This window comes from Microbacterium sp. Ag1, assembly GCF_001005635.1.
GTDB lineage: Bacteria > Actinomycetota > Actinomycetes > Actinomycetales > Microbacteriaceae > Microbacterium > Microbacterium oxydans.
In genome coordinates this window covers 17746-42056 of sequence record NZ_LBCR01000024.1, presented here as the reverse complement: position 1 = coordinate 42056, position 24311 = coordinate 17746, and the positions used below count along the sequence as shown (strand labels likewise).

At 68.5% G+C, this 24311-nt stretch carries 23 protein-coding genes and 1 tRNA gene; 16 read left to right on the top strand and 8 right to left on the bottom strand.

Annotation, left to right across the window (positions count from 1 at the left end):
• Window positions 1-174 precede the first annotated feature (174 nt).
• Window positions 175-1086: a helix-turn-helix transcriptional regulator gene (locus AAY78_RS03740; protein ID WP_046747020.1), complete on the bottom strand. Its 912-nt coding sequence runs from the start codon at window positions 1084-1086 to the stop codon at window positions 175-177.
• A 138-nt stretch (window positions 1087-1224) separates the two neighbouring features.
• Here AAY78_RS03740 and AAY78_RS03735 point away from each other — a divergent pair, with 138 nt between their 5' ends.
• On the top strand, window positions 1225-2124 hold the full coding sequence (locus AAY78_RS03735) for an alpha/beta fold hydrolase (RefSeq protein ID WP_046747019.1): 900 nt from the start codon (window positions 1225-1227) through the stop codon (window positions 2122-2124).
• On the opposite strand, the gene AAY78_RS03730 is transcribed toward AAY78_RS03735, so the two are convergent.
• The gene (locus AAY78_RS03730; RefSeq protein WP_045265266.1) at window positions 2096-2569 is read right to left on the bottom strand and encodes an Lrp/AsnC family transcriptional regulator; all 474 of its coding nucleotides are present in this window, start codon (window positions 2567-2569) and stop codon (window positions 2096-2098) included. The genes AAY78_RS03735 and AAY78_RS03730 overlap by 29 nt on opposite strands.
• A gap of 171 nt (window positions 2570-2740) precedes the next feature.
• Between AAY78_RS03730 and pdhA the strand changes: the two genes are divergently transcribed.
• From pdhA to AAY78_RS03715, 3 genes are read left to right on the top strand one after another with little or no spacing between them, the layout of a single operon-like run.
• Window positions 2741-3856: a pyruvate dehydrogenase (acetyl-transferring) E1 component subunit alpha gene (pdhA, locus tag AAY78_RS03725; RefSeq protein ID WP_046747018.1), complete on the top strand. Its 1116-nt coding sequence runs from the start codon at window positions 2741-2743 to the stop codon at window positions 3854-3856.
• A gap of 2 nt (window positions 3857-3858) precedes the next feature.
• A complete protein-coding gene (locus AAY78_RS03720; RefSeq protein WP_046747090.1) occupies window positions 3859-4869 on the top strand; it encodes an alpha-ketoacid dehydrogenase subunit beta in 1011 nt (336 codons plus the stop codon).
• On the top strand, window positions 4866-6230 hold the full coding sequence (locus tag AAY78_RS03715) for a dihydrolipoamide acetyltransferase family protein (protein WP_046747017.1): 1365 nt from the start codon (window positions 4866-4868) through the stop codon (window positions 6228-6230). The genes AAY78_RS03720 and AAY78_RS03715 overlap by 4 nt, the downstream gene beginning before the upstream one ends.
• Here AAY78_RS03715 and AAY78_RS03710 read toward each other — a convergent pair.
• A complete protein-coding gene (locus AAY78_RS03710) occupies window positions 6223-6831 on the bottom strand; it encodes a TetR/AcrR family transcriptional regulator (RefSeq protein WP_046747016.1) in 609 nt (202 codons plus the stop codon). The two genes, AAY78_RS03715 and AAY78_RS03710, sit on opposite strands and share 8 nt — an antisense overlap.
• 112 nt (window positions 6832-6943) lie before the next feature.
• Here AAY78_RS03710 and AAY78_RS03705 point away from each other — a divergent pair, with 112 nt between their 5' ends.
• The 5 genes from AAY78_RS03705 to AAY78_RS03685 are packed head-to-tail and all read left to right on the top strand — an operon-like array spanning window position 6944 to window position 12892.
• Window positions 6944-8497, top strand: a complete 1554-nt coding sequence (locus AAY78_RS03705) for a carboxyl transferase domain-containing protein (protein WP_046747015.1) — start codon at window positions 6944-6946, stop codon at window positions 8495-8497.
• A gap of 11 nt (window positions 8498-8508) precedes the next feature.
• Window positions 8509-10440 carry an acetyl/propionyl/methylcrotonyl-CoA carboxylase subunit alpha gene (locus AAY78_RS03700; RefSeq protein WP_046747014.1) on the top strand — a complete coding sequence of 644 codons (1932 nt, stop codon included), beginning with the start codon at window positions 8509-8511 and terminating at the stop codon, window positions 10438-10440.
• Between the two features lie 2 nt (window positions 10441-10442).
• On the top strand, window positions 10443-11591 hold the full coding sequence (locus AAY78_RS03695) for an acyl-CoA dehydrogenase family protein (RefSeq protein WP_046747013.1): 1149 nt from the start codon (window positions 10443-10445) through the stop codon (window positions 11589-11591).
• 9 nt (window positions 11592-11600) lie between these two features.
• On the top strand, window positions 11601-12089 hold the full coding sequence (locus AAY78_RS03690) for a MaoC family dehydratase (protein WP_046747012.1): 489 nt from the start codon (window positions 11601-11603) through the stop codon (window positions 12087-12089).
• A complete protein-coding gene (locus tag AAY78_RS03685; RefSeq protein WP_046747011.1) occupies window positions 12086-12892 on the top strand; it encodes an HpcH/HpaI aldolase/citrate lyase family protein in 807 nt (268 codons plus the stop codon). Before AAY78_RS03690 ends, AAY78_RS03685 begins: the two co-directional genes overlap by 4 nt.
• On the opposite strand, the gene AAY78_RS03680 is transcribed toward AAY78_RS03685, so the two are convergent.
• Both AAY78_RS03680 and AAY78_RS03675 read right to left on the bottom strand, forming a co-directional pair.
• Window positions 12893-13480: a histidine phosphatase family protein gene (locus AAY78_RS03680; RefSeq protein ID WP_046747010.1), complete on the bottom strand. Its 588-nt coding sequence runs from the start codon at window positions 13478-13480 to the stop codon at window positions 12893-12895.
• Window positions 13477-14316, bottom strand: a complete 840-nt coding sequence (locus tag AAY78_RS03675) for a Sir2 family NAD-dependent protein deacetylase (protein ID WP_046747009.1) — start codon at window positions 14314-14316, stop codon at window positions 13477-13479. The genes AAY78_RS03680 and AAY78_RS03675 overlap by 4 nt, the downstream gene beginning before the upstream one ends.
• 114 nt (window positions 14317-14430) lie before the next feature.
• On the opposite strand from AAY78_RS03675, the gene AAY78_RS03670 reads away from it, so the two are divergent.
• A complete protein-coding gene (locus AAY78_RS03670) occupies window positions 14431-15231 on the top strand; it encodes a TrmH family RNA methyltransferase (RefSeq protein ID WP_046747008.1) in 801 nt (266 codons plus the stop codon).
• A 3-nt stretch (window positions 15232-15234) separates the two neighbouring features.
• Here the strand turns inward: AAY78_RS03670 and AAY78_RS03665 are convergent, their stop codons facing one another.
• Window positions 15235-16062: an SGNH/GDSL hydrolase family protein gene (locus AAY78_RS03665; protein WP_046747007.1), complete on the bottom strand. Its 828-nt coding sequence runs from the start codon at window positions 16060-16062 to the stop codon at window positions 15235-15237.
• Between the two features lie 147 nt (window positions 16063-16209).
• Between AAY78_RS03665 and AAY78_RS03660 the strand changes: the two genes are divergently transcribed.
• Together AAY78_RS03660 and AAY78_RS03655 are read left to right on the top strand one after the other, a co-directional pair.
• Window positions 16210-17952: a DEAD/DEAH box helicase gene (locus tag AAY78_RS03660; RefSeq protein WP_046747089.1), complete on the top strand. Its 1743-nt coding sequence runs from the start codon at window positions 16210-16212 to the stop codon at window positions 17950-17952.
• A 146-nt stretch (window positions 17953-18098) separates the two neighbouring features.
• A complete protein-coding gene (locus AAY78_RS03655) occupies window positions 18099-19196 on the top strand; it encodes a VIT1/CCC1 transporter family protein (RefSeq protein WP_046747006.1) in 1098 nt (365 codons plus the stop codon).
• A 112-nt stretch (window positions 19197-19308) separates the two neighbouring features.
• Here the strand turns inward: AAY78_RS03655 and AAY78_RS03650 are convergent.
• Window positions 19309-19391: transfer RNA gene (locus tag AAY78_RS03650), tRNA-Leu, on the bottom strand.
• A gap of 111 nt (window positions 19392-19502) precedes the next feature.
• Here AAY78_RS03650 and AAY78_RS03645 point away from each other — a divergent pair.
• Both AAY78_RS03645 and AAY78_RS03640 read left to right on the top strand, forming a co-directional pair.
• On the top strand, window positions 19503-20798 hold the full coding sequence (locus AAY78_RS03645; protein ID WP_046747005.1) for a M20/M25/M40 family metallo-hydrolase: 1296 nt from the start codon (window positions 19503-19505) through the stop codon (window positions 20796-20798).
• A gap of 41 nt (window positions 20799-20839) precedes the next feature.
• The gene (locus AAY78_RS03640) at window positions 20840-21664 is read left to right on the top strand and encodes an undecaprenyl-diphosphate phosphatase (protein ID WP_017830635.1); all 825 of its coding nucleotides are present in this window, start codon (window positions 20840-20842) and stop codon (window positions 21662-21664) included.
• Between the two features lie 7 nt (window positions 21665-21671).
• Here AAY78_RS03640 and AAY78_RS03635 read toward each other — a convergent pair whose 3' ends face one another.
• The gene (locus AAY78_RS03635) at window positions 21672-22520 is read right to left on the bottom strand and encodes a PAC2 family protein (RefSeq protein ID WP_046747004.1); all 849 of its coding nucleotides are present in this window, start codon (window positions 22518-22520) and stop codon (window positions 21672-21674) included.
• An 80-nt stretch (window positions 22521-22600) separates the two neighbouring features.
• Here AAY78_RS03635 and AAY78_RS03630 point away from each other — a divergent pair, with 80 nt between their 5' ends.
• Window positions 22601-23293, top strand: a complete 693-nt coding sequence (locus AAY78_RS03630) for an HAD family hydrolase (RefSeq protein ID WP_371861856.1) — start codon at window positions 22601-22603, stop codon at window positions 23291-23293.
• Entirely contained in the window at window positions 23290-24309 is a 1020-nt protein-coding gene (locus AAY78_RS03625; RefSeq protein WP_046747002.1) for a tRNA (adenine-N1)-methyltransferase, read from the top strand. Before AAY78_RS03630 ends, AAY78_RS03625 begins: the two co-directional genes overlap by 4 nt.
• Window positions 24310-24311 lie beyond the last annotated feature (2 nt).

Sequence of the window (24311 nt, the reverse complement as noted above, 5' to 3'; positions counted from 1 at the left end):
GGTCAGGGGGCGGGCCATGGTTCTCCTCGATGGCGTGCTCGACGGACCGGGAAGTGGTCCGGGAATTCGAACTCTAGCCAACAAATCGACGCGCACCCTGCGCCTGACGCACCACATTGCACTGAGCGAACAATCTGTTCGCTCAGTGTCACGTTCACAAGGCGAGCGTCACGATCACGAGGCGAGGACGGGCGCTGCGCCGTAGGCGTCACGATACGCCGCAGTGAAGCGAGACGAGTTGCTGAAGCCCCAGCGGCGCGCGATTTCGGCGACCGATCGGCCCTCGCCGTTGCGGAGATCCCGGTGCGCCCCGTCGAGGCGCGCCCGCCGCAGAGCGTCGGCGGGCGTCATGTCCAACGCTCGTCGAAAGGCGTACTGCAGTCCTCGTGTGGAGATGTAAGACGCGGCGGCGACGTCATCGATGGTGATCGCCAGGTGCGCATTCGCGTCGATGTAGGCGAGCGCACGACGGACCGAGGCCGGCGCTCCGGCTCGCTGTGCCGGCCGCCTGAGGGAGTCGGTGAATGTGGTCGGGAACGCCGAAAGCGTCATCGCCAGGGCGTGCCGTTCGAGTTCGGCGAGGAGCAGATGATCGGTCGGCCCCGCGTTCACGGACTGATCCACGTACTCGAACATCCGCTCCCAGCGCCGAGCGTCGGCAGGGGAGTGCGGCACGAACCCCGTCGTGCGCAACTCCCGTCGGTCATCACCCGTGATCTGCCTCGCGCGCGCCTGGGCGGCGCGATGATCGAACACGAACGCCCGTACGCGCGCTGTCCGGTCCCATCGGGCTTCGACCTCGGTGCCGTCGGACATCCAGGCCGAGCCTGCATCCAGGGACTCGCGTCCCGACCAGACACGCGCATCGGGAGCGTCGACCCGACACACCAGCAGCTGCTCCTGAGGTTCTGCCCGAGAGTGCACCTTGGCGGTGAGTCGGTAGTCGATCAGGGACGCGGTGCCGAGTTCCTCGGATCGCCAGTCGAAGCGGAAGCTGCGCGGATCCGCATCCTGCAGCGACGACGACGGAACGTACTGCTGCCATGTGGACTCCACCTGGGCCAGATCGGTGGACGTGAACTGCATGGGCTACTCCTCGTGCTACGCGCGTCGATCCCACTCGAAAGCGCACGATCAGGAGCGTATCCCACGATGCCTGAGCCTCCGCCGTGCAGGTATCCGGGATGCACCAGAACCCGCGAGGCCGCTCGTAGACTCGGGAGTATGAGCGTGCCTTCCCCGTATGCGGACCGTCTTCGTCGCCTTCCCGTGCAGCGTCGCGAGGTCGAGGTGCATGGGGGGACCACGGCCTACTGGGCGTACGGCCCCGACGACGCAGACACCACCGTCGTCGCGGTGCACGGTTTCCGAGGGGAGCACCACGGCCTCGAACCGGTGCTCGCGTTCCTGCCCGAGGTGCGGGTGATCGCGCCGGATCTTCCCGGTTTCGGCGAGTCTGCCCCTGTGCCACGACGCACGCATGATCTCGACGAGTATGCGGAGTGGCTCACCGACTTCGTCGCCGAAGTCGCCCCAGGTGCCGTGATCCTCGGCCATTCCTTCGGTTCGATCGTGGCCTCAGCCGCCGTGGCACGCGGACTGCAGACCCCGCGCCTGATCCTGCTGAACCCCATCGGTGCGCCGGCGCTCGAGGGGCCGAAGGGACTGATGACACGACTTGCGGTCCTCTACTACGCTCTCGGCGCCAGGCTCCCCGAGAAGGTCGGGACGGCCCTGCTGCGCAACCGGATCATCGTCCGTGTGATGAGCATCACGATGGCCAAGACGAGGGATCCGGAACTCCGCCGGTTCATCCACGACCAGCACGACACCTATTTCTCCCGATTCTCGGATCGGGATGTGCTCCGCGACGCCTTCGTCACGAGCGTTTCGCACGACGTACGCGAGTTCGCCCCCGAGATCGACGTTCCGACACTGCTCGTCGCAGCCGAGCGGGACGACATCACACCCATCGAAGCGGAGCGGAAGCTGGCGACGATGTTCCCGGACGCCCGCCTCGTCGAGATCGCGCACGTCGGACACCTGATCCACTACGAGACCCCGGCCGAAGCTGCGGGAGCCGTTCGCCGATTCCTCAGGATTCCCGTCGCGCGAGGCCGATGAGGCCGGCCACACGGAACGGGATGACCTCACCCATCGCCAACGACGTCTCCGTGCGTTCGACGCCCTCGATGGACAGGATGCGCGCGTCCGTGTCGAAGAGGTGCCGCGCATCGCGGCAGGCCACCCGCGCGAGCAGATCGATCGATCCGCTGAGGCCGTGCGCCTGCACGACCTCGGGGATCCGGGAAAGCTCGTTGATGATGCGGGGCAGTTCCGTCTGACGGACCCCGATGCTCACGAAGGCCTGCAGGGGGAAACCGAGCACGTCGGGCGAGAAGGACCGTTCGTAGGACAGGAAGATCCCGCTCTGCTCCAACCGCGCCATCCGCGCCTGGATCGTGTTGCGCGAGAGCCCCAGGTTCTCCGCGAGCGCGACGATCGTCGTGCGCGGGTCGTCGGCGAGTGCGGCGAGAAGCTCGAGATCTATGCGGTCCAGTCCTGGCATAGTGCCAAACTATAGCAGCACTCTCTCGAGCGAAATTGAGCAACATGCTCAAGCACTCTTGGAATGCTTGAGCGAGGTGTTGAGCGGACGTACTCTCAGACCATGCCGGTGATGACGCTGGCATCAGTGCGCGGAGCCTCACGAGGGCCGCCGAGGACGAGGAGGACGACGATGTCACCGCAGGCCACGCCCATCGCAGACACGGCACAGGATCTGGAGCTCTCGGAGCGCCTCCTGAACCCCGACGGAAGTCGCATCCCGAACCCCCGGTTGGACCCGTTCGTCGCCGACGTCGATGCCGAGCAGCTGCGTTCTCTGCTCCGGGACATGGTCATCCTCCGCCGCATCGATGCCGAGGGTGTCGCGCTTCAGCGCCAGGGACAGCTCGGACTCTGGGCGCCCTGCCAGGGACAGGAAGCGGCGCAGATCGGCACGGCCCGTGCCCTCGCTCCCGAGGACTTCGTGTTCCCCAGCTACCGGGAGACCGGAGTCATCTACGCGCGGGGCGCGGAGCCCGGAGACTACGTGCGCATGTGGCGCGGTGAGGAAGGTGCGGCTCACGATCCCGCCGACCTCGGTGTCGCTCCCTTGCAGATCATCATCGGAGCGCAGACACTGCATGCGGTCGGCTACGCGCTCGGCATCCAGCACGACGGCGCTGACGAGGTGGCGGTGACCTACTTCGGTGACGGAGCCACCAGCCAGGGTGACGTGAACGAGGCGATGATCTTCGCCGCGTCGTACCAGGCGCCGGTCGTCTTCGTATGCCAGAACAACCACTGGGCGATCTCCGAGCCGGTGGCCGTGCAGTCGCAGTATCCGATCGCGGGAAGGGCACCAGGATTCGGCATCCCCAGCCTGCGGGTGGACGGCAACGACGTGCTCGCCTGCATGGCGGCCATGCGCTGGGCTCTCGATCACGCACGGTCCGGCAAGGGCCCCGCCTACATCGAAGCCGTCACTTATCGCATGGGTCCGCACACCACGGCCGACGATCCGACCCGGTACCGCGACCAGGAGGAACTGGATTCCTGGCGCCGCCGCGATCCGATCGCGCGATTGGAGGCACACCTGCGCGCCGGCGGGGAGCTCACCGAAGAGCACGTCGCCGAGACCCAGTCCGCAGCCGATCTCGTCGCCAAGGAGATGCGTGCCGCGTGCCTCGGAATGGTCACACGGCCGGCACTCGCCGTGTTCGACGGCGTCTACGCGGAGCCGCACACCGGACTCGAGCGGCAGCGCGATGAGTACGCCTCGTACCTCGCCACCTTCGAGAGCGAGGTATGACCATGACCGAGCTGACTCTCGGGAAGGCCCTCGGAGCCGGTCTCCGCCAGGCGATGCGCGATGACGACAAGGTCGTGCTGCTCGGGGAGGACATCGGCAAGCTGGGAGGCGTCTTCCGCATCACCGACGGACTGCTCGACGAGTTCGGCGCAGCGCGCGTGATCGACACGCCGCTCGCCGAGTCCGGAATCGTCGGCACGGCGGTGGGCCTCGCATTCCGCGGCTACCGACCCGTCGTCGAGATCCAGTTCGACGGCTTCGTGTATCCCGCCTTCGATCAGATCGTCGCTCAGGTCGCGAAGCTGCACTACCGCACTCAGGGCAGGGTGAAGATGCCCATCACCATCCGGATCCCGTGGGCGGGCGGCATCGGCGCTGCCGAGCATCACTCGGAGTCTCCGGAGGCCTACTTCGTGCACACGGCAGGACTGCGCGTGATCACGGTCTCGAACCCGGAGGACGCGTATCGAAGCCTGCGACAGGCCATCGCCTCCGACGACCCCGTGATCTTCTTCGAGCCGAAGCGGCTGTACCACCACAAGGGCGAGGTCGACCTCGAAGCCCCGCTGGCCGACGCGCCGCCGATGGGTCTCGCGCGCGTGGTGCGGACCGGGACGGATGCGACCCTCATCACGTACGGCGCCATGGTGTCCACCGCACTGCAGGCAGCGGACGCCGCGGCGGATGAGGGAACGTCGCTCGAGGTCATCGATCTCCGTTCCCTCTCGCCCGTCGACTATGACTCCGTCGCGGCTTCGGTGCGGAAGACGGGCCGCGTCGTGGTCGCTCACGAGGCGTCGCGGGAAGCGGGAGTGGCCGCGGAAGTGATCGCGAGCATCACGGAGCGCTGTTTCGAGTACCTCGAGTCGGCTCCACTGCGGGTCACCGGCCACGACATCCCCTACCCGCCCGCGAAGCTCGAGAAGTACCACCTCCCGGACCTGGATCGACTGCTCGACGCCGTCGACCGGGTATTGGACCGGCCGAACAGCCTGACGGGAGCAGAGGCATGATCGCGGAGTTCCGCCTTCCCGACCTCGGGGAAGGACTGACAGAAGCCGAGGTCGTGACCTGGCTCGTCGCTCCCGGCGACAGCGTCACTCTCAACCAGACGCTCGCAGAAGTCGAGACCGCGAAAGCGGTCGTCGAGCTGCCCTCGCCCTACGAGGGCATCGTCTCGACGTTGCACGCGGAAGCAGGACAGACCATCGCCGTCGGTGCTCCTCTGATCGCCTTCGATGTCGTGGGGGAGGAGCCGGCGGCCCCGTCGCCCTCCTCGGAGCCTGGGGAGAAGGCCGAGCCGAACCTGGTGGGGTACGGCGCCGCGCCCACGAGCTCAGGGCGACCAGCGCGGCGGGCACGGAGGATCGGCGCGTCCGCTCCGGCCACCATCGACACGGCCGTTCTCGAGGCGGCACCGCACGACGCTGCTCCGTCAGCCGTCGACGCCGTGATCGAGCGCCCACGCTCGACGCCCCCGGTGCGCGCCCACGCGAAGAGGCTCGGCATCGATCTCGTGCTGGTTGCGGCAGAAGTGGGCGACCGCCTCATCACCCGCAACGATGTCGACGCCTATGCGGAACGCGTCGGCGCGCACGATCGCGCCGGCGGGGGCGTGCATTCCACGTCGTCCGCTGCACTTCCGGCCAGCCCCGCCGCACTCGCCGGCGAGGAGCGCGAGACCCGGATCCCCATCCGCGGAGTGCGAAAGCACACGGCGGCGGCGATGGTCCAGAGCGCCTTCACGGCCCCGCACGTCACCGTCTTCCATACCGTCGACGTGACCGCGACCATGGACCTGCTGTCGAGTCTCCGCGAAGATCGATCGCTGAGCGCACATCGGATCGGGCCGCTCGCCGTGGTGGCGAAGGCGGTCTGCCTCGCTCTCGGGCGGACTCCTGGCCTCAACTCGCGCTGGGATGAGGCCGCCGGCGAGATCGTCCAGCACAACTACGTCGATCTCGGGATCGCGGCGGCGACGGAGCGTGGACTGATCGTCCCCATGATCAGAGATGCCGAGCGGCTGACACTCACCGAACTCGCGGACGCCGTGAAATCCCTCGCCGAGGTCGCGCGTTCGGGGAAGACCTCGCCGGCGGAGCTCGCGGGCGGCACCTTCTCGATCTCCAACATCGGCGTGTTCGGTGTCGATGCCGGTACGCCGATCCTTCCCCCCGGTCAGTCCGGGATCCTGGCCGTGGGCGCGGTACGTCGTCAGCCCTGGGAACACCGGGGCGAGATCGCGCTGCGGCAGCTGATGACCCTCAGTCTCTCTTTCGACCACCGGATGATCGACGGCGCGGAGGGCGCCCGGTTCCTGAAGGATGTGGCCGACCTCCTCGAGGAGCCAGGGCGGGCGATGCTCCTCAGCTAGTCGCGCGCACGGCAGCATCCGCCATCGCGATCAACACGGTCGCGGTGGCGGAGTGCCGTCTGGCCGCCGCACGCGTGCTGTGCGGCGTGGAGTTGATGAGTCCGAAGCAGGCCTGCACGCGCAGACGCAGCTCGTCCGGATCGGCGCCGCCCGTGCCGCCTCGATGCAACGGAGCCAGGGCCGCCATCCACAATTCGATGTAGGCGCGTTGCAGGCGGCGTACCTCGGCGCGGTCGGCATCGGACAGGAACGCGACATCGCGGTCCTGCACCTGGATCACCTCGGCGTTACCCAGGGCGAAGTCCACGTGGAACTCGATCAGGGCACGCATCCGCGCGTCGGGCGTCGGGGCCTCGTCAGCGACGCGGCGTCCGCCGTGGATGAGGTCCTGACTGACTTTGACGAGGACCGCTCCCAGCAGAGCCTGCTTACCGGCGAAATGACGATAGACGGCCGGGCCGGACACACCGACGGCAGCGCCGATGTCCTCCAGGCTCACGCCGCTGTACCCGCGCGCGGCGAACAGTCGTGCTGCGGCGTGCAGGATCGCATCGGACCGTTCGGCCTTGGCGCGGTCTCGGGCGGTGACCGGGCTTGTCATCTCAGTTAATCCTCGCTAACCTGAATCAACGGGTTAGTGAACACTAACCGAAAGTGCATGCACCGCGCCAGGGCTCGGCCCAGGGCGGACGTGGGTCGAGGAGGACATCACGATGCCGACATCCCAGGAGTCGCTCGCGCACGAACTGCGAGACCGCCTCGCCGCCGCCGCGCGCGGAGGACCGGACGCTTCTCGCGAGCGTCACCTGGCGCGAGGGAAGCTGCTCCCTCGCGATCGCGTCACCCGTGTGCTCGATGAGGGCAGCCCTTTCCTCGAGGTCGCGCCCCTCGCGGCTGACGGCCTGTACGGGGGAGAGGCGCCGGGCGCGGGCGTGATCGCCGGTATCGGTCTCGTGCACGGGCGGCACGTCATGGTGGTCTGCAACGACGCGACGGTCAAGGGCGGCACGTACTTCCCCCTCACCGTCAAGAAGCATCTTCGCGCGCAGGAGATCGCGCTGGAGAATCGCCTTCCCTGTCTCTACCTCGTCGATTCGGGGGGCGCGTTCCTCCCCAAGCAGGACGAGGTCTTCCCGGACCGCGAGCACTTCGGGCGGATCTTCTTCAATCAGGCGCGCATGTCCGCGGAGGGCATCCCTCAACTCGCCGCCGTTCTCGGCTCGTGCACCGCCGGCGGCGCCTACGTACCGGCGATGAGCGACGAGACCGTCATCGTGCGCGGCCAGGGGACCATCTTCCTCGGTGGCCCCCCGCTCGTGAAGGCCGCCATCGGGGAGATCGTCACGGCGGAGGAACTCGGCGGCGGCGAGCTGCACGCACGACGCAGCGGTGTGGTCGACCATCTCGCCGAAGACGACGAGCACGCCCTCGAGATCCTGCGCGACATCGTGGCGACGCTCCCTCCTCCCGCCTCCCCGGCCTGGGAGGTGCTCGGCAGCCGCGCTCCCTCCGAGCTGTCCAGCCTCTACGACGCCGTCCCTGTCGACGTCAATGCCGCGTACGACGTGCACGAGGTCATCTCGCGGTTGGTCGACGGCGACTCGTTCCTCGAGTTCAAGCCCGAGTACGGCACGACCCTGGTCACCGGCTTCGCCCGTCTCCACGGTCACCCCGTCGGCATCGTCGCGAACAACGGCGTGCTCTTCAGCGAGTCGGCGCTCAAGGGCGCCCACTTCATCGAGCTCTGCGACCAGCGGGGGATCCCTCTGCTCTTCCTGCAGAACATCACCGGTTTCATGGTCGGCTCCGACGCGGAGGCCGGCGGCATCGCCAAGGACGGCGCCAAGATGGTCACGGCCGTCGCCAGCACCCGTGTACCGAAGCTCACCGTCATCATCGGGGGATCCTTCGGAGCCGGGAACTATTCGATGTGCGGGCGCGCGTACTCGCCGCGGTTCCTGTGGACCTGGCCCGCCAGCCGCATCTCCGTGATGGGGGGCGCGCAGGCCGCGTCGGTGCTCGCCACTGTCAAGGAGGACCAGCTCTCCGCACGCGGCGGCTCCTGGACGGCGGAGGAACGAGCAGCCTTCGAGGCCCCGGTCCGGGAACAGTACGAGCACCAGGGCGAGCCGTACTACGCGACCGCGCGGCTCTGGGACGACGGCATCGTCGACCCCGCCCAGACCCGCGACCTCCTCGGCCTCGCCCTCGACGTCGTCTCCCGCAGCCCGCTGCCCGAACCGCGCTTCGGCGTCTTCCGGATGTGAGTGCCTTGTCCATGAATCCGACACCGACGTCGTCCGACGTCCTTTTCCACACCGTCCTCGTCGCCAACCGCGGGGAGATCGCCCGCAGGGCGATCCGCACGCTGCGGGCGCTCGGCATCCGCAGCGTCGCCGTCTACAGCGACGCCGATGCGACGAGTCCTCATGTCCGCGAGGCCGATCTGGCCGTGCGGATCGGGCCAGCGCCCGCTGCCGACTCCTACCTCGACATCGACGCCGTCATCGCCGCGGCGCGCGCCACCGGTGCGCAGGCCATACACCCCGGCTACGGGTTCCTCTCCGAGAGCGTCGGACTCGCCGAGGCCTGCGAGGAGAGCGGGGTCGTCTTCATCGGTCCCTCCGTCGACGCCCTGCAGATCATGGGAGACAAGGCCCGCGCCCGCGATCATGTGCTGCGGTACGGGGTCCCCGTCGTCCCCGGCTTCGATGCCAAGGGACTGTCCGACACCGAGATCGCCGAAGAGGCCGAGACCGTCGGATATCCGCTGCTGGTCAAGCCCAGCGCAGGGGGAGGGGGAAAGGGCATGGAGGTCGTCGCCGACGCGGCGGGGCTCCGCGGCGCTCTCGCCTCCGCCCGCCGGGTCGCGTCCGCCGCTTTCGGAGACGACGCGCTCATCCTCGAGCGGCTGATCAGACGACCACGGCACATCGAGGTACAGGTCTTCGGCGACGTGCACGGCACCGTCATCGCCCTCGGCGAACGCGAGTGCACGTTGCAGCGCCGGCATCAGAAGGTCATCGAGGAGGCCCCGTCGGCGGGGATCCCGGCCGACACGCGCGAGCGCCTGCTCTCCGCCGCGGTGCTCGCCGCCGAGAGCGTCTCCTACGTGGGGGCCGGCACGGTCGAGTTCCTCGTGGATGCCGACGCGCCGGACGATGTCTTCTTCATCGAGATGAACACGCGGCTCCAGGTGGAGCACCCCGTCACCGAGGAGGTCACCGGACTCGACCTCGTCGCGCTTCAGCTCCGCGCGGCAGCGGGTCTTCCCCTGGACGTCACACCTCGCCTGCGCGGTCACGCGGTCGAGGCTCGCGTGTACGCGGAGGCCCCTGAGCGCGGCTTCCTTCCGTCCACGGGGACGGTGCTCCTCTTCGACCCACCGCCGGGTGTCCGCGTGGATGCGGCCATCGAGAGCGGCAGCGAGGTCACCGGATTCTACGACCCGATGATCGCGAAGGTGATCGCCTTCGCCGATGACCGCGCCACGGCACTGGCACGACTGGACCGGGCACTCGCGCGCACCGTCGTGCTGGGCGTCGAGACCAACATCGCGTTCCTGCGGATGCTGTGCCAGGACGCGCGGGTCATCGAAGGCGATCTCGACACCGGTCTCATCGAGTCCCTGCTTCCCCTCGAGACTATGAAGCCTTCGGCGTCTCAGTTGGTTGCGGCGCGGGACGCCGTTTCGGTTCCCCCCGCATCGGTACGCACCAGCCCGCTGTGGCGTGAGCTGCCCGGGTGGCGCCTGGGGACCCAGGACGCGCCGTATGCCCCGTTCGTCGCGCTCACGGACGACGGCGACGAGGTCGAGCTCGATGACGCGTCTCCTTCCCCCTCCAGAGCGGACGTGCTGGCCGCAGTCGATGCCGAGGGAGCGGTCTGGGTCGCGGACGAAGGTCGCACGATACGCCTGCGCCCTCTCGACCGGCGACAGCGGATGCAGCGCCGGTTGTCCGCACACGACTCGGGAGCTGCGGCGACCGAGCCGGAGGGCCGTGCCCCCATGCCGGGCAGCGTCGTGGCGGTGCACGTGACCGACGGCGACACGGTGTCCGCGGGAGAAGCCCTCGTCTCGATCGAGGCGATGAAGATGGAGCACCCGGTACTGGCACCGCACGACGGTGTGGTGCATCTGCTGGTCGCGGTCGGCGACCAGGTGCGGCGTGACCAGCCGGTCGCCCGCGTGACGACGGAGGAGAGCTGAACATGGAAGAGCTGACCGACGAGGAGCGCGAGCTCGCCGCCATGGTGCGCGAATTCGCCGACACGGTCGTCGCACCGCAGGCCTACGAGGCCGATCGCACGCACACGCTGTCGATGGACGTCGTTCGCCAGATGGGCGATCTCGGATTGTTCGGTCTACCGTTCCCCGAGGAGTACGGCGGACAGGGCGGCGACTACATGGCACTCGGCATCGCGATCGAGGCGCTCGCGCGCGTCGACCAGTCCATCGCGATCACGCTCGAAGCAGGGGTCAGCCTCGGCGCGATGCCGATTTACCGCTTCGGCTCGGAGGAGCAGCGCCAGGAGCTGCTGCCGGACCTGCTCGCCGGGCGAGCCCTGGCGGGCTTCGGCCTCACGGAGCCGGAGGCCGGCAGCGATGCCGGTGCGACCAGGACCACGGCGCGCCTCGACGGCGACGAGTGGGTGATCGACGGTTCGAAGCAGTTCATCACGAACTCCGGGACCCCCATCACGCGGTTCGTCACGGTCACGGCGGTGACCGGGAACGAGGATGGGCGCAAGGAGATCTCCACCATCATCGTGCCGAACGGGACGCCGGGGTTCACGGTCGAAGCGCCGTACGACAAGGTCGGGTGGAACGCGTCGGACACACATCCCCTCACCTTCGACAGCGCGCGGGTTCCCGCCTCCAACCTGTTGGGTACGCGGGGGAGCGGCTTCCGCAGCTTCCTCAGCATCCTCGACGAAGGACGCATCGCGATCGCGGCCCTCTCGACCGGCGCCGCCGAAGGATGCCTGGAGGCCGCTGTCGAGTACGCCAAGAGCCGCACGATCTTCGGGGCCGCCCTGAGCACGCGGCAGAACGCGCAGTTCACTCTGGCCCGCATGCGCGCACGGGTGCACACGGCACGCCTCGCCTGGCATCACGCGGCACGACTCCGAGACGCGGGCACGCCGTTCGCCGAAGCCGCGGCCATCGCCAAGCTGGTCGCGGGCGAGGCGGCGATGGACAACGCGAGAGACGCGACGCAGATCTTCGGCGGCAACGGCTTCATGAACGAGTTCTCCGTGGCACGGCACTACCGCGACTCCAAGATCCTCGAGATCGGCGAGGGCACGACCGAGGTGCAGCTGCTGGTCATCGCCCGCGGTCTCGGACTCGCCGGGTAGCGTGGCGGTATGAGCACGCACGACGTCGTCCAGAGGGGTCTGTACTACGAGGAGTTCGAGACCGACGCCCGCTACCTGCACCGCCCAGGACGAACTGCGACCGAAGCCGACAACGTGCTGTTCACCACCCTCACCATGAACACGCAGGCCCTGCACCTCGATGCGGCCTTCGCCGACGGTCAGGAGCCGTTCCGCGCGCGACTGATGAACTCGATGTGGACTCTGTCCACCATGGTGGGTTCGTCCGTCGCGCAGCTGACGCAGGGGACCCTCGTCGCACAGCTCGGCTTCGGCGATGTCGCGTTTCCGCATCCGCTGTTCGCGGGAGACACCCTCTACACCGAGAGCACGGTCGTCGAGAAGCGGCTCTCCTCCTCCCGGCCGGGGCAGGGGATCGTGAAGATCGCCCACACCGGCCGGAACCAGGACGGTACCGTCGTCGCCACGGCCGTCCGCTCGGTGCTCGTCCACTGCCGTCAGGAAGGATCCCCCGCATGACGTTCGACCTCGGTCCGGCGCTGTTGTTCTGCCCTGCCGACCGGCCGGAGCGCTTCCGGAAAGCCGCGGAGCGGGCTGATGCGATCATCCTCGATCTCGAGGACGCGGTGCTCCCGGAGGCGAAGGACGAAGCGCGCAGGAACGTGATCGCCGCCGATGTCGACCCGGCCCGCGTGATCGTCCGCGTCAACGCCCCCGACACCGAGGCCTTCGCCGCAGACCTCGCGGCGCTGGCTCAGACCGACTTCCGCACCGTGATGGTGGCGAAGACCGAGCGTGCGGACAGCTTGTCGGCGTTCGACGGGAGGTACTCGCTGATCGCCCTGTGCGAGACCGCTCGCGGCGTCCAGGCAGCCGACCGCATCGCCGCAGACCCGCAGGTGTCCGCGTTGATGTGGGGGGCCGAGGATCTCGTCGCCTCCCTGGGAGGCACGTCTTCGCGCAACGCGGACGGCGCGTATCGCGACATCGCCAGGTACGCCAGAGCGCGTGTCCTCCTCGAAGCCGGTGCGCACGGCAAAGCAGCCATCGACGCCGTGCACATCGACATCGATGACCTCACTGGACTCGAGGAGGAGGCGATCGACGCCGCCGCTTCGGGATTCCGTGCGACGGCCTGCATCCATCCGAACCAGGTGGCGACGATCCGTGCGGCGTACCGTCCGGACGACGCGCTGCTCACCTGGGCGCGCGCCGTGCTCACTGCGGCCGAGTCGCAGCGCGGCGTGTTCCGGTTCGATGGACGGATGATCGACGAGCCGGTCCTCCGTCACGCGCGTTCGGTCGTGTCCCGCGCCGTCTGATCAGAGGACGGGCGTCTCCTCCAGCAGACGGAGATAGCCCGGTGCGGCGACGAACCGGTGCGCCGAGCCGTTCTGCAGCACCTCGCCGTCGCGCGGGAGAGTGCCGCCGGAGACGTGGTCGATCACGGCGCGGATCACGCCACCATGAGCGACGACGATGACCGACTCCGCACGCGGGGAGGACCGACGCCGCGCCTCGCGAGCGATCGTGTGCAGTGCTTCGATCGCGCGTTCTCCCACCTCGTGCAGCGACTCCGCACCAGGAACCTCCGCGTGCCAGTCGCCATACGTCGCGATGTAGTCCGGCACGAGCATGCCCTCACCATCGCCGAACTCGCGCTCGCGGATGTCGGGGACGACGCCGGCGACTTCCAGCCCCAGGCGCTCCGCGATGATCTCCGCGGTCTCCTTGGCGCGCAGCAACGGGCTCGTGTAGACGGCGTGATGGGTTCCTGCCGCGAGCTTCTCCGCGGCCCATCGCGCGTCTTCGCGTCCCTTCTCGTTCAGGGGGATGTCGGTGGAGCCCTGGATGCGTCGCGCGAGGTTCCAGTCGGTCTGACCGTGGCGGACGAGGGTGAGGTGGGTCACGAGAGGAGTTCCTGGAGGGCGGGGAGCACGTCGCTGGTGCCCGCGGCGATGGTCACATGCGCCCAGGCATCCGCGCGCGTCGGCTCACGGTTGACGATGATCAGGGGGATGTTGCGTCGCCGCGCACGCTCGACGAGGCGGACACCGGAGTTGACCACGAGGGAGGAGCCCGCGACGATCAGGGCGGAGCTCGAACGCAGCAGCGACTCCGCTGCGCGGAAGCGATCCTGTGGCACGTACTCGCCGAAGAACACCACGTCAGGCTTGAGCATGCCCGCGCAGACGGTGCACACGGGGATGACGAAGCCTTCCGTGCTCTCCGGGAGCACGTCGCCGTCGGGGGCGAGAGCGACGTTCTCCGGCACGGTGATCCAGGGGTTGAGCTCCTCGATCTGCACGGCGACGTCGCGGCGATCGAAGACCTGACCGCACTGCAGACACAGCACGCGACGCATGGTCCCGTGGACCTCGATGACGTGCGAGCTCCCGGCCCGCAGATGCAGTCCGTCGACGTTCTGGGTGATCACGCCGGAAACGTTCCCCGATGCTTCGAGTTGCGCCAGGGCGATGTGTCCCGCGTTCGGCTCGGCTCGCGCGAAAGCGCGCCAGCCCAGGTGCCCGCCGACCCAATAGCGCCGGCGCGCCGCCTCGTCACCCAGATAGGTCTGGATCGTCATCGGATCGCTGCGCGTCCTCGCGCCTTCGCCACGGTAGGCGGGGATGCCGGAATCGGTGGAGATGCCGGCGCCGGTGAGGAGTGCGATGCGCTTCTCGCGCAGCAGCTCGGCGGCGTGGGCGATGGTGGCCGACAGCTCGGCGGGACTGGACACGCTCACAAGACCTCCTCGAGCGAGTCTACGGTGCCGAGGCCGACCAGGGCCTCCACGAGAGCCGCCGACGCCCCAGCGACCGGTGCTGCGCCGTGTCCTGACGGTGGCAGAGTGGACATCGTGGATCTCCTGCCTGTGACCGACGCCGCCGACCGACGTCTCGACGACTACCGCGGCCTCACCGATACCGCCCTACGAGCACTGTCGGAGCCGTCCGGTGGTCTCTACATCGCGGAATCGACGAAGGTGATCGCGCGCGCGGTCGCCTCCGGTCACCGTCCCCGCTCCCTCCTGGTGCAGGAGCGCAGGGTGGACGACATCCGTGCCATCGTCGGTGACCTCGACGTGCCGGTGTACGTCGTTCCGGACGAGGTGGCGGAGGCGGTGACGGGTTTCGCGGTGCACCGCGGCACCATCGCCTCCATGCACCGACCAGAGCTGCCCTCCGTCCGCGAGGTGATCGACGGCGCCTCCCTCGTGCTGATCCTGGAGAACATCGGGGATCACACCAACGTCGGAGCAGCCTTCCGTGCTGCAGCAGGTCTCGGCGCCGACGCGGTGCTGGTGTCTCCGGGCGGGGCCGATCCGCTGTACCGGCGTAGCGTCCGAGTCAGCATGGGCACCGTCTTCCAGGTGCCGTGGACGCGCATCACGGACTGGGAGTCCGCGGTCGCGGATCTCCACGCCGACGGCTTCGACATCGCCGCGCTGGCGCTGCGCGACGACGCGGTGACGCTCGACGCGTATGCGGCCGCACGTCCGGCGCGGGTCGCGCTGGTCATGGGGTCGGAAGGCGACGGACTCTCGCGCGAGGCCATGGACGGAGCGGACACCGTCGTCACGATCCCGATGTCCGGTGGGGTCGACTCCCTCAACGTGGCATCAGCGGCAGCGGTCGCACTCTGGGCGATGAAGGCCTGACGCTCAGTCCCTCCCGGGAAGGACGACGGGGGAGGGCTCCGGACGCTTCGCAGCGAGGTTGTCGCCAGATGACTGGTGACGGAGCCTTCTGAGCACCCACGGAACCAGGTGTTCCCTGGCCCAGCCCAGGTCTTCCGAGCGTGCCTCTCGCCAGGTGCGCAGCGGGAACGGCTCGGGCTGCATGGCCTCGAGATCGTTCGGCACGTTCAGGGCACGCAACGCCATGCGGGCCACCTCGTGGTGGCCGAGCGCGTTGTAGTGCAGTCGGTCATCGTCGAAGAAGCGCATGTCCTGCACGACCTTGAGCGCCCACTGGTCGGCCACGATGCAGTCGTATCGCTCGGCGATGGTGCGGACGTTCTCGTTGTAGATCGCGACCTTTCCGCGGAAGGCGCGGAAGACCGGCGTGAAGGCGGTGTCGATGCCCGTGAACAACAGCACGGCGGCGCCGGTGGAGGACAGCCGGGCGACGGCGTCGTCGAGCTGGCTCGCGATCGCATCCGGGTCGGTGCCGGGCCGGATCACATCGTTGCCGCCCGCACAGATGGAGACCAGATCGGGGTGCAGCGCGACGGCCGGCTCGATCTGGTCGGCGACGATCTGGGCGATCAGCTTGCCGCGGACGGCGAGGTTCGCGTAGGCGAAGTCGTCGACCTGCGCGGCGAGCACCTCGGCGACGCGGTCTGCCCACCCGCGGTGGCTCCCCGGATGCGCCGGATCGGGGTCGCCGATGCCCTCGGTGAACGAGTCGCCGACCGCGACGAATCGGCGCCACGGGTGCGCGGTCTCGTTCGGGATGTAAGGGGTCCGAGTCGAATCCTGGTCGGTCATCCAGCTCTCCTTCGCGAACGCTCAGCGACGCGGCGGTGACCGCGACGCAGTGACCGAGCCTACCCGCAGGGCTCGGTGCGGGGCAGGGCACGCGCGGGAATCGCGGGGAGTGATCCGGTGTCCCCGGCAGCGATTATCGTGGACTCGATGCTCTCTCCGTCCTTTCCTCAGCGTGCCCCATGGGGAACCGCGAACAAGCTGCGTGCCTGGCAGCAGGAGGCCCTCGAACAGTACTTCGCGGCGGATCAGCGCGACTTCCTCGTCGCCGCCACACCCGGCGCAGGCAAGACCACGTTCGCACTCATCCTCGCCGTCGAGCTCATGCGCATGGGCGAGGTCAACCGCATCATCGTGGTCGCACCGACCGAGCACCTCAAGACCCAGTGGGCGGACGCCGCGGCACGCGTGCACATCCGCCTCGACCCGCGCTTCCGCAACAGCGACTGGGCACCGGCTCGGCACTATCACGGCGCTGTCGTGACGTACGCGCAGGTCGCCGCGAAGTCCTCGGTGCACCGGCATCTCACGGAGGACGCCAAGACCCTGGTGATCCTCGACGAGGTTCACCACGGCGGCGATGCGCTGAGCTGGGGCGACGCCATCCGAGACGCGTACGGGCCGGCGAAGAGGCGCCTGCTGCTGTCCGGCACGCCGTTCCGCAGCGACACGGCGCCCATCCCGTTCGTGGAGTACCACCCCGATGAGTCCGGCGCCCGCATCTCGCGCACCGACTACAACTACGGCTACGGCCGGGCACTGGCCGACGGCGTCGTCCGGCCCGTGCTCTTCCACATGTACGCCGGCAAGATGCGCTGGCGCACCACCACCGGCGACGAGCTCGAGACGCACCTGGGCCAGGACAACACCAAGGACGTGACGTCGCAGGCGTGGCGCACGGCGCTCGATCCCGAGGGCGAGTGGATGCCGGCCGTCCTGTCGGCCGCGGACAGACGGCTCACGGAGATCCGCCACCACGTCCCCGATGCCGGCGGTCTCGTACTGGCGACGGACCAGACGGTCGCGCGCGCATATGCGAAGATCCTGCACAGCATCACGGGCCAGCAGGCCACGGTCGTGCTCTCCGATGATGCGACGGCGTCGGAGCGGATCGAGAAGTTCAGCGCCAACGACTCCCGCTGGATGGTGGCCGTGCGCATGGTGTCGGAGGGCGTCGACGTGCCGCGTCTCGCCGTGGGGGTCTATGCGACGTCGTCCTCCACTCCGCTGTTCTTCGCTCAGGCCATCGGCCGGTTCGTGCGAGCCCGGCGTCGTGGCGAGGCCGCGAGCGTGTTCCTTCCGCAGGTCCCCGTGCTCATGGGGCTTGCGAACGAGATGGACAAACAGCGCGACCATGCGCTCGACCGGCAGTCGAAGGAAGACGACGGCCTGGAGGATTCGCTGCTCGAGAGTGCGAACCGTGAGGAGGAGACCTCGGACGCGCTGACGCAGGAGTTCAGCTACCAGGCGCTCTCGTCCGTCGCCCACTTCGACCGCGTGGTCTTCGAAGGACAGGAGTTCGGTCAGCTGGCCGAACCGGGGACCCCCGAGGAGGAGGAGTTCATCGGCTTCCCCGGTCTCCTCGAGCCGGAGCACGTGCATGAGCTCCTCATGCAGCGTCAGTCCCGCCAGTCACGCCTGCGGGAGGCACGTGAGGCCTCCACACCGCCCGACGAGTCGACGACGCTTCCCCCGCCCCTGCACCGCACCCTCAAGGAGCAGAGGCAGCTGCTGAACAGCCTCGTCGGCCTCTACGCGCGCCAGAAGGGTGAGCCGCACGGCGCGGTGCATGCCGAGCTCCGCCGCATCTGCGGAGGACCGGCAGTCGCGCAGGCCACCGTGACGCAGCTGCAATCCCGCATCGAGGTTCTTCGGAAGCGCGTGCGGTCCTGACATGATCTGCGCCCCGCCCGTGCAGGGACGGCGCTTCGGATCCCCGAAATGCTGTCAATCCGCGCCTGGGTGAGGTCGTGCTGAGCATCCGCGGATAGCGTTGAACGGTTGCCCACGCATAGGGCGCCGCCATCTCTGGAGGATCCATGACAGCCCCCGCTGCCGCCACCCCGACCCCCGCCGATCGTCGGCGCTGGGCGCGCTACCTGGTCGAGGAGCGCGCCGAGGGCGCCGTCTATCAGAAGCTCGCTGCACGCCGAGAAGGCGAAGAGCGCGACATCCTGCTGAGCCTCGCCGATGCGGAACGTCGCCATGAGCAGCATTGGCTCGATCTCCTCGGTGAGGAACCGCGGCGTCTGCCCCGCGCCGGGGTCCGCTCGCGCCTACTCGGATGGATGGCCGGTCGTTTCGGATCGATCTTCGTGCTCGCCCTCGCACAGAGCGCTGAGGCACGGTCGCCCTACGATTCGGAGCAGTACGCCACTCCGGCCATGAGGGCAGACGAGAAGGTGCACTACGAGGTCGTGCGCGGACTCGCTGCGCGTGGTCGCAGGCGGTTGTCCGGTTCGTTCCGCGCGGCCGTGTTCGGCGCCAACGACGGCCTGGTGAGCAACCTCGCGCTGGTGCTCGGGATCGGCGCGACGGGCGTGAGCTCCGGCTTCGTGCTTTTCAGCGGGATCGCCGGTCTCCTGGCTGGCGCACTGTCGATGGGAGCAGGCGAGTTCGTCTCGGTACGTTCCCAGCGCGAACTGCTCGCGGCGACGGAGGCCAACGAGGACGCACACGCATCAGCGGGAGATCTCGACATCGACGAGAACGAGCTGGCTCTCGTCTACCGTGCCCGCGGGATGGAGCAGGAGGAATCCCTCGCGCGGGCACGCCGCATCGTGAAGGCGGCGCAGGCCGGCGTGCGTCAGGCGGCGACCGGTCCCGTGCACATCCAGCGCGGCGATGATCACGAGATCGTCGGCAGCGACTGGACGGCGGCCATCTCCAGCTTCCTCCTGTTCGCCTCAGGGGCGATCATCCCCGTGCTGCCGTGGATCTTCGGGCTTCAGGGCACGACGGCGATCATCGTCGCCCTCGTGCTCGTCGGCATCGCCCTCCTGAGCACAGGCGCGATGGTGGGAGTGCTGTCCGGGGGCCCGCCCCTTCGTCGAGCACTCCGCCAGCTCGCCATCGGGTTCGGGGCCGCCGCGATCACCTACGCGCTCGGTGTGCTGTTCGGCGTCGGCGCGGCCTGAACGATCCGCGATCCGGCGGGCGCTGCGTCGCCGCCGGATCGCGGAACACGAACCGCATCGCGGAACGCGAAGAAGGCCCCGGATCCTGGGATCCGGGGCCTTCTTCTTCCTGTGCGCGGAGGGGGACTTGAACCCCCACGCCCTTACGGGCACTACGACCTCAACGTAGCGCGTCTACCATTCCGCCACCCGCGCAGGTTTTGGATGATCGTTGCCGACCGAAGAATGACATTACCATGTCCTCCGCGGCCTCTCGAACCGAGGCGCACGCCCGGGCGTGGCGCGACGTTTCGATAGCCTGGACCCATGACTGAACCGTCCCTCCCGGAGGTCGTGCGCATCGCGAGCGACCTGATCCGCTTCGACACCTCCAACTTCGGCGGCGGCAACGCGAAGGGCGAGCGGGAAGCCGCGGAGTATGTCGGGGCCTACCTGGAGGGGCTCGGACTCGAGGTCGAGTACTACGAGCCGATCCCGCGCCGCACGAACGTCATGGCACGAGTGGCGGGACGCGACAGGGAGAAGCCCGCACTCGTCGTGCACGGGCACCTAGACGTGGTCCCGGCCATGGCCGAGGATTGGAGCGTCGACCCGTTCGCCGGATTGGTGCAGGACGGGATGCTCTGGGGCCGTGGGGCCGTGGACATGAAGAACATGAACGCGATGATCCTCGCCTCGGTTGCCGAGATCCTGCGTGCGGGTGAGCAGCCGGAGCGCGACCTCGTTCTCGCGTTCTTCGCCGACGAGGAGAACGGCGGGGTCGAGGGGTCGGCGCTCGTCGTGCAGAACCGCCCGGACTGGTTCGAGGGTGCCACGGCCGCGATCAGCGAGGTCGGCGGCTACTCGATCACGGTCGACGACCGCCGCGCCTATCTGCTGCAGGTGGGGGAGAAGGCCCTGATCTGGATCCGTTTGGTGGCGAAGGGACGAGCGGGACACGGCAGCCGCCTGCACGACGACAACGCGGTCACGAAGCTCGCTGAGGCCGTCGCGGCGATCGGACGCACCCGGTGGCCGATCCGCCTGACTCCGACCACCAGAGCGCTGCTCGAGGGGCTGAGCACGCTGTCAGGTCGCAGCGCGGACGACCCTGACGCTCTCGCCGCAGCCGCAGGGCCGGCCGAGGCCTTCCTCCGCTCCTCGTTCCGCACCACCACGAACCCGACGGCGCTGACCGCGGGGTACAAGCACAACGTCATCCCGGAGCGGGCGGAGGCGCTCATCGACGTGCGAGTGATCCCCGGCACCGAGGACGAGGTCCTGGCCGAGCTCCAGCAGATCGTCGGAGACGAGATCGTCATCGAGACGGTCGTCCGTGACATCGGGATGGAGACGCCCTTCGAAGGGGATCTCGTCGAGGCGATGGTCGCCAGCATCGGTCGTCATGACCCCGGGGTTCCGGTGATTCCGTATCTGCTCGGTGCCGGTACCGACAACAAGGCGTTGGCGTACCTCGGGATCACGGGCTACGGCTTCGCACCTCTCAGGCTCCCGGCCGACCTCGACTTCACAGGCATGTTCCACGGAGTCGACGAGCGAGTACCCGTAGAATCGCTTGTCTTCGGCCAGCGGGTGCTGACCGATCTGCTGCGCACGTACTGAGCGCCGCGCGCTCCGTGCCTCCTCCGACCTGAAAGCCCTCCATGCACCTGCTCGAAGCACTGATCCTCGGCGTCGTCCAGGGACTCACCGAGTTCCTCCCGATCTCCTCCAGCGCACACCTGCGCATCCTCGGGACGTTCCTCCCCTCCGGTGAGGACCCGGGCGCGGCGTTCACCGCGATCACCCAGATCGGCACCGAGGCCGCAGTCGTCGTGTTCTTCTGGCGAGACATCGTACGCATCGTGACCCAGTGGTTCCGCTCCCTCGTGGGGAAGGCGCCTCGCAACGATCCGGACGCGAGGATGGGCTGGTTGATCATCATCGGCAGCATCCCGATCGTGGTGCTCGGGCTGCTCTTCCAGGATCAGATCGAGACCGTGTTGCGCTCGATGTGGATCGTCGCGGTCATGCTGATCGTCTTCGGAATCCTGCTCGGTGTGGCCGATTACGTGGGGGCGAAGCGCCGCAAGCTCGACGACCTGACCTACCCGCACGGCATCGCATTCGGTTTCGCGCAGGCGCTGGCCCTGATTCCCGGCGTCTCGCGTTCGGGCGGAACCATCACCATGGGCCTTTTCCTGGGCTACGAGCGCGCCGCGGCTGCGCGTTATGCGTTCCTGCTGGCGATCCCTGCGGTGTTCGGCAGCGGCTTCTACCAGGTGTTCAAGAGCTGGGACGAGCCCTCGTTCTTCTCCTTCGGCGACACCCTCGCCGCGACCGGCATCGCGTTCGTCGTCGCGCTCGGCGTGATCGCGTTCTTCATGAACTGGATCTCGAAGCGCAGCTTCCTGCCGTTCGTGATCTACCGCATCCTGCTCGGAACCGTGCTGCTCGTGCTGCTCGGCACCGGCGTGATCGCAGCCTGAGCGCGAATCAGCGCTTGCGGTCTCCCGGACCGTCGTCCCGTCGACGGAGGTAGCGCTCGAAGGCCTGCGCGATCGCGTCTCCGGACGCTTCGGGGGAGTCCCACGTGTCGCGCGTGCGCTCGAGCTGGCGGATGTACTCCGCCATGTCCTCATCCTCGGAAGCGGCGGCGTCGATGGACGCCTCCCACGCGGCAGCCTCCGTCCGCAGCGCCTGACGGTCGACATCGACGCCGGTGAGTTCCTCGAGCCGGTCCAGCAGCGCGAGGGTCACCTTCGGCGAGGGAGTCGCCGAAGCGACGTAGTGCGGCACACTAGCCCACAGGCTCGCTGTGGGGATTCCCGCATTCTCGGCGAAGTGCTCGAACACCGTGAGGATTCCCACCGGGCCCTCGTACATCGATCGTTCCAGGGCGTGCGCCTCGCGCACCTGCTCGTTCTGGCTGGAGGCGAAGATCGATATCGGTCGGGTGTGCGGCACGTCGGAGAGCATCGCACCGAGGGTCACCAGCCCGGTGATGTCGTCACGCAACGCGACGTCGATGAACTCGGAGGCGAACGCCTGCCACGTGCGCGCGGGCTCGGCGCCGGTGAGCAGCCAGATCTCGGGACCGGGCCCGGGATCGCGCGGCCGCCACAGTCCTGCTTCCGGCCAGGTCAGCTGGCGTCGTCCCTCGGCGTCCATGCGTGTAGATGGGCGCGTGTACTGGTAGTCGAAGTACAGCTCGGGGTCGACGGAATGCACGAGGTCGTACTCCGAGGATCTCCGCAGTGCCTCGATGGCGCCGCTCGCTGCTTCACCCGCATCGTTCCAGCCGTCGAAGGCGGCGATGACGATGCGCGGACCGAGAACATCCATCGAGGCTCCCTTCGAGATGGCGGTCGTGATCCTTCCAGGCTAGTCCGCGGAGGCGGGATGCGGGCGGCACCACGGCTAGCATGGGTTCAGTGAGCAGAAAGCCCAGCGCGGTCCTGTGGGACATGGATGGAACACTCGTCGACACCGAACCGTATTGGATGGCGGCCGAGACGGCGCTCGTCCAGTCGTTCGGAGGCTCCTGGACCCATGAGGATGCACTTCAGCTCGTGGGAAGCGGCCTGATCGACAGCGCGGTCATCCTGCAGAACGCCGGGGTCGCCATGGAAGCCGAGGCGATCGTCTCGCATCTCACCGACGTCGTGCAGGAGTCGCTGCGCACCCAGGGCGTCCCGTTCCGCCCCGGTGCGCGCGAACTGCTCCGCGACCTCCGCGACGCGGGGATCCCGACAGGGCTGGTGACGATGTCGTTGCGCCGCATGGCCCTCAACGTGGTCGACCTGATCGAGTTCGACGCGTTCGACATCGTGGTCGCGGGCGACGACGTGGACAACCCCAAGCCGCATCCCGAGCCTTACCTGCAGGCAGCGGCTCTTCTGGACGTCGACATCGCCGAGGTGATCGTCATCGAGGACTCGCCGACCGGGGTGCGAGCGGGCCTCGCCTCGGGCGCGCTCACCCTCGCGGTCCCGCACATCGTGCCTCTCGACCACCTCGGCGCGCACGAGCTGTGGGACACGCTGGACGGCCGAGGCGCGGTGGACCTGACCGATCTCTACGACAGCCGCGCAACCGCGACAGGAGCCGCCCGATGACCGAAGCCAGCCCGAACCGGCCGAGTGGCCCCTTCCGCGCCGGCGACCGCGTGCAGCTCACCGGCCCCAAGGGGCGCCTGCACACCGTGACGCTCCGCGAGGACGGCGAGCTGCACACGCATCAGGGCGTGCTCCGCCACCGCGACCTCATCGGACTTCCCGACGGCTCCGTCGTGGCGAACAGCTCGGGGCACGACTACCTGGCGCTGCGTCCGTTGCTGCGCGATTTCGCGATGTCGATGCCGCGCGGAGCGGCGATCGTGTACCCGAAGGACGCGGCGCAGATCGTGATGCAGGCCGACATCTTTCCCGGCTCGGTCGTGGTCGAGGCGGGTGTCGGCTCCGGCGCTCTCTCCCTTTCCCTCCTGCGAGCCGTGGGACCGACGGGAACGCTGATCTCCTTCGAACGCCGCGAGGACTTCGCCGATGTCGCCCGCGGCAATGTGGAGACGTTCTTCGGGGAGCGCCCTGACACCTGGCGCGTCGTGGTCGGCGATCTCGTGGAATCCCTTCCCCGCGAGGTGACGCCGGCCTCCGTCGATCGGGTGGTGCTCGACATGCTCGCTCCGTGGGAGTGCATGGACGCCGTCGCCGATGCGCTGACCCCCGGTGGCGTTGTGCTCTGCTACGTGGCGACAGCCACTCAGCTCTCCCGTGTGGCGGAGTACATCCGCGCCACGGGTCTCTTCACCGAACCCGATGCCTCCGAGACGATGGTTCGCGGCTGGCATGTGGAGGGTCTCGCCGTGCGGCCTGATCATCGCATGGTCGCGCACACCGGCTTCCTGCTCACCGCGCGCAGGCTCGCGCCGGGTGCGGTCGCGCCCTCCGTGAAGCGACGTGCATCCAAGAGCAGCTATGGCGACGAGGACGTGGAGGCGTGGACCCCCGGTGCCGTGGGCGACCGCGAGATCAGCGACAAGAATCTCCGCAAGCGCGCACGGGAGGCGGAGAAGGCTGCGGAAGGGGCGCGCCTTGCCGCCGCATCGCGCGATTCCGGGCACCCGACGGAATAGAC

What these genes read in the sequence shown, in the direction of transcription:
- AAY78_RS03740 (WP_046747020.1), bottom strand. Translation starts at nt 1,086, where the DNA reads ATGCAGTTCACGTCCACCGATCTGGCCCAGGTGGAGTCCACATGGCAG.
- AAY78_RS03735 (WP_046747019.1), top strand. Translation starts at nt 1,225, where the DNA reads ATGAGCGTGCCTTCCCCGTATGCGGACCGTCTTCGTCGCCTTCCCGTG.
- AAY78_RS03730 (WP_045265266.1), bottom strand. Translation starts at nt 2,569, where the DNA reads ATGCCAGGACTGGACCGCATAGATCTCGAGCTTCTCGCCGCACTCGCC.
- pdhA (WP_046747018.1), top strand. Translation starts at nt 2,741, where the DNA reads ATGTCACCGCAGGCCACGCCCATCGCAGACACGGCACAGGATCTGGAG.
- AAY78_RS03720 (WP_046747090.1), top strand. Translation starts at nt 3,859, where the DNA reads ATGACCGAGCTGACTCTCGGGAAGGCCCTCGGAGCCGGTCTCCGCCAG.
- AAY78_RS03715 (WP_046747017.1), top strand. Translation starts at nt 4,866, where the DNA reads ATGATCGCGGAGTTCCGCCTTCCCGACCTCGGGGAAGGACTGACAGAA.
- AAY78_RS03710 (WP_046747016.1), bottom strand. Translation starts at nt 6,831, where the DNA reads ATGACAAGCCCGGTCACCGCCCGAGACCGCGCCAAGGCCGAACGGTCC.
- AAY78_RS03705 (WP_046747015.1), top strand. Translation starts at nt 6,944, where the DNA reads ATGCCGACATCCCAGGAGTCGCTCGCGCACGAACTGCGAGACCGCCTC.
- AAY78_RS03700 (WP_046747014.1), top strand. Translation starts at nt 8,509, where the DNA reads ATGAATCCGACACCGACGTCGTCCGACGTCCTTTTCCACACCGTCCTC.
- AAY78_RS03695 (WP_046747013.1), top strand. Translation starts at nt 10,443, where the DNA reads ATGGAAGAGCTGACCGACGAGGAGCGCGAGCTCGCCGCCATGGTGCGC.
- AAY78_RS03690 (WP_046747012.1), top strand. Translation starts at nt 11,601, where the DNA reads ATGAGCACGCACGACGTCGTCCAGAGGGGTCTGTACTACGAGGAGTTC.
- AAY78_RS03685 (WP_046747011.1), top strand. Translation starts at nt 12,086, where the DNA reads ATGACGTTCGACCTCGGTCCGGCGCTGTTGTTCTGCCCTGCCGACCGG.
- AAY78_RS03665 (WP_046747007.1), bottom strand. Translation starts at nt 16,062, where the DNA reads ATGACCGACCAGGATTCGACTCGGACCCCTTACATCCCGAACGAGACC.
- AAY78_RS03660 (WP_046747089.1), top strand. Translation starts at nt 16,210, where the DNA reads ATGCTCTCTCCGTCCTTTCCTCAGCGTGCCCCATGGGGAACCGCGAAC.
- AAY78_RS03655 (WP_046747006.1), top strand. Translation starts at nt 18,099, where the DNA reads ATGACAGCCCCCGCTGCCGCCACCCCGACCCCCGCCGATCGTCGGCGC.
- AAY78_RS03645 (WP_046747005.1), top strand. Translation starts at nt 19,503, where the DNA reads ATGACTGAACCGTCCCTCCCGGAGGTCGTGCGCATCGCGAGCGACCTG.
- AAY78_RS03640 (WP_017830635.1), top strand. Translation starts at nt 20,840, where the DNA reads ATGCACCTGCTCGAAGCACTGATCCTCGGCGTCGTCCAGGGACTCACC.
- AAY78_RS03635 (WP_046747004.1), bottom strand. Translation starts at nt 22,520, where the DNA reads ATGGATGTTCTCGGTCCGCGCATCGTCATCGCCGCCTTCGACGGCTGG.
- AAY78_RS03630 (WP_371861856.1), top strand. Translation starts at nt 22,601, where the DNA reads ATGGGTTCAGTGAGCAGAAAGCCCAGCGCGGTCCTGTGGGACATGGAT.
- AAY78_RS03625 (WP_046747002.1), top strand. Translation starts at nt 23,290, where the DNA reads ATGACCGAAGCCAGCCCGAACCGGCCGAGTGGCCCCTTCCGCGCCGGC.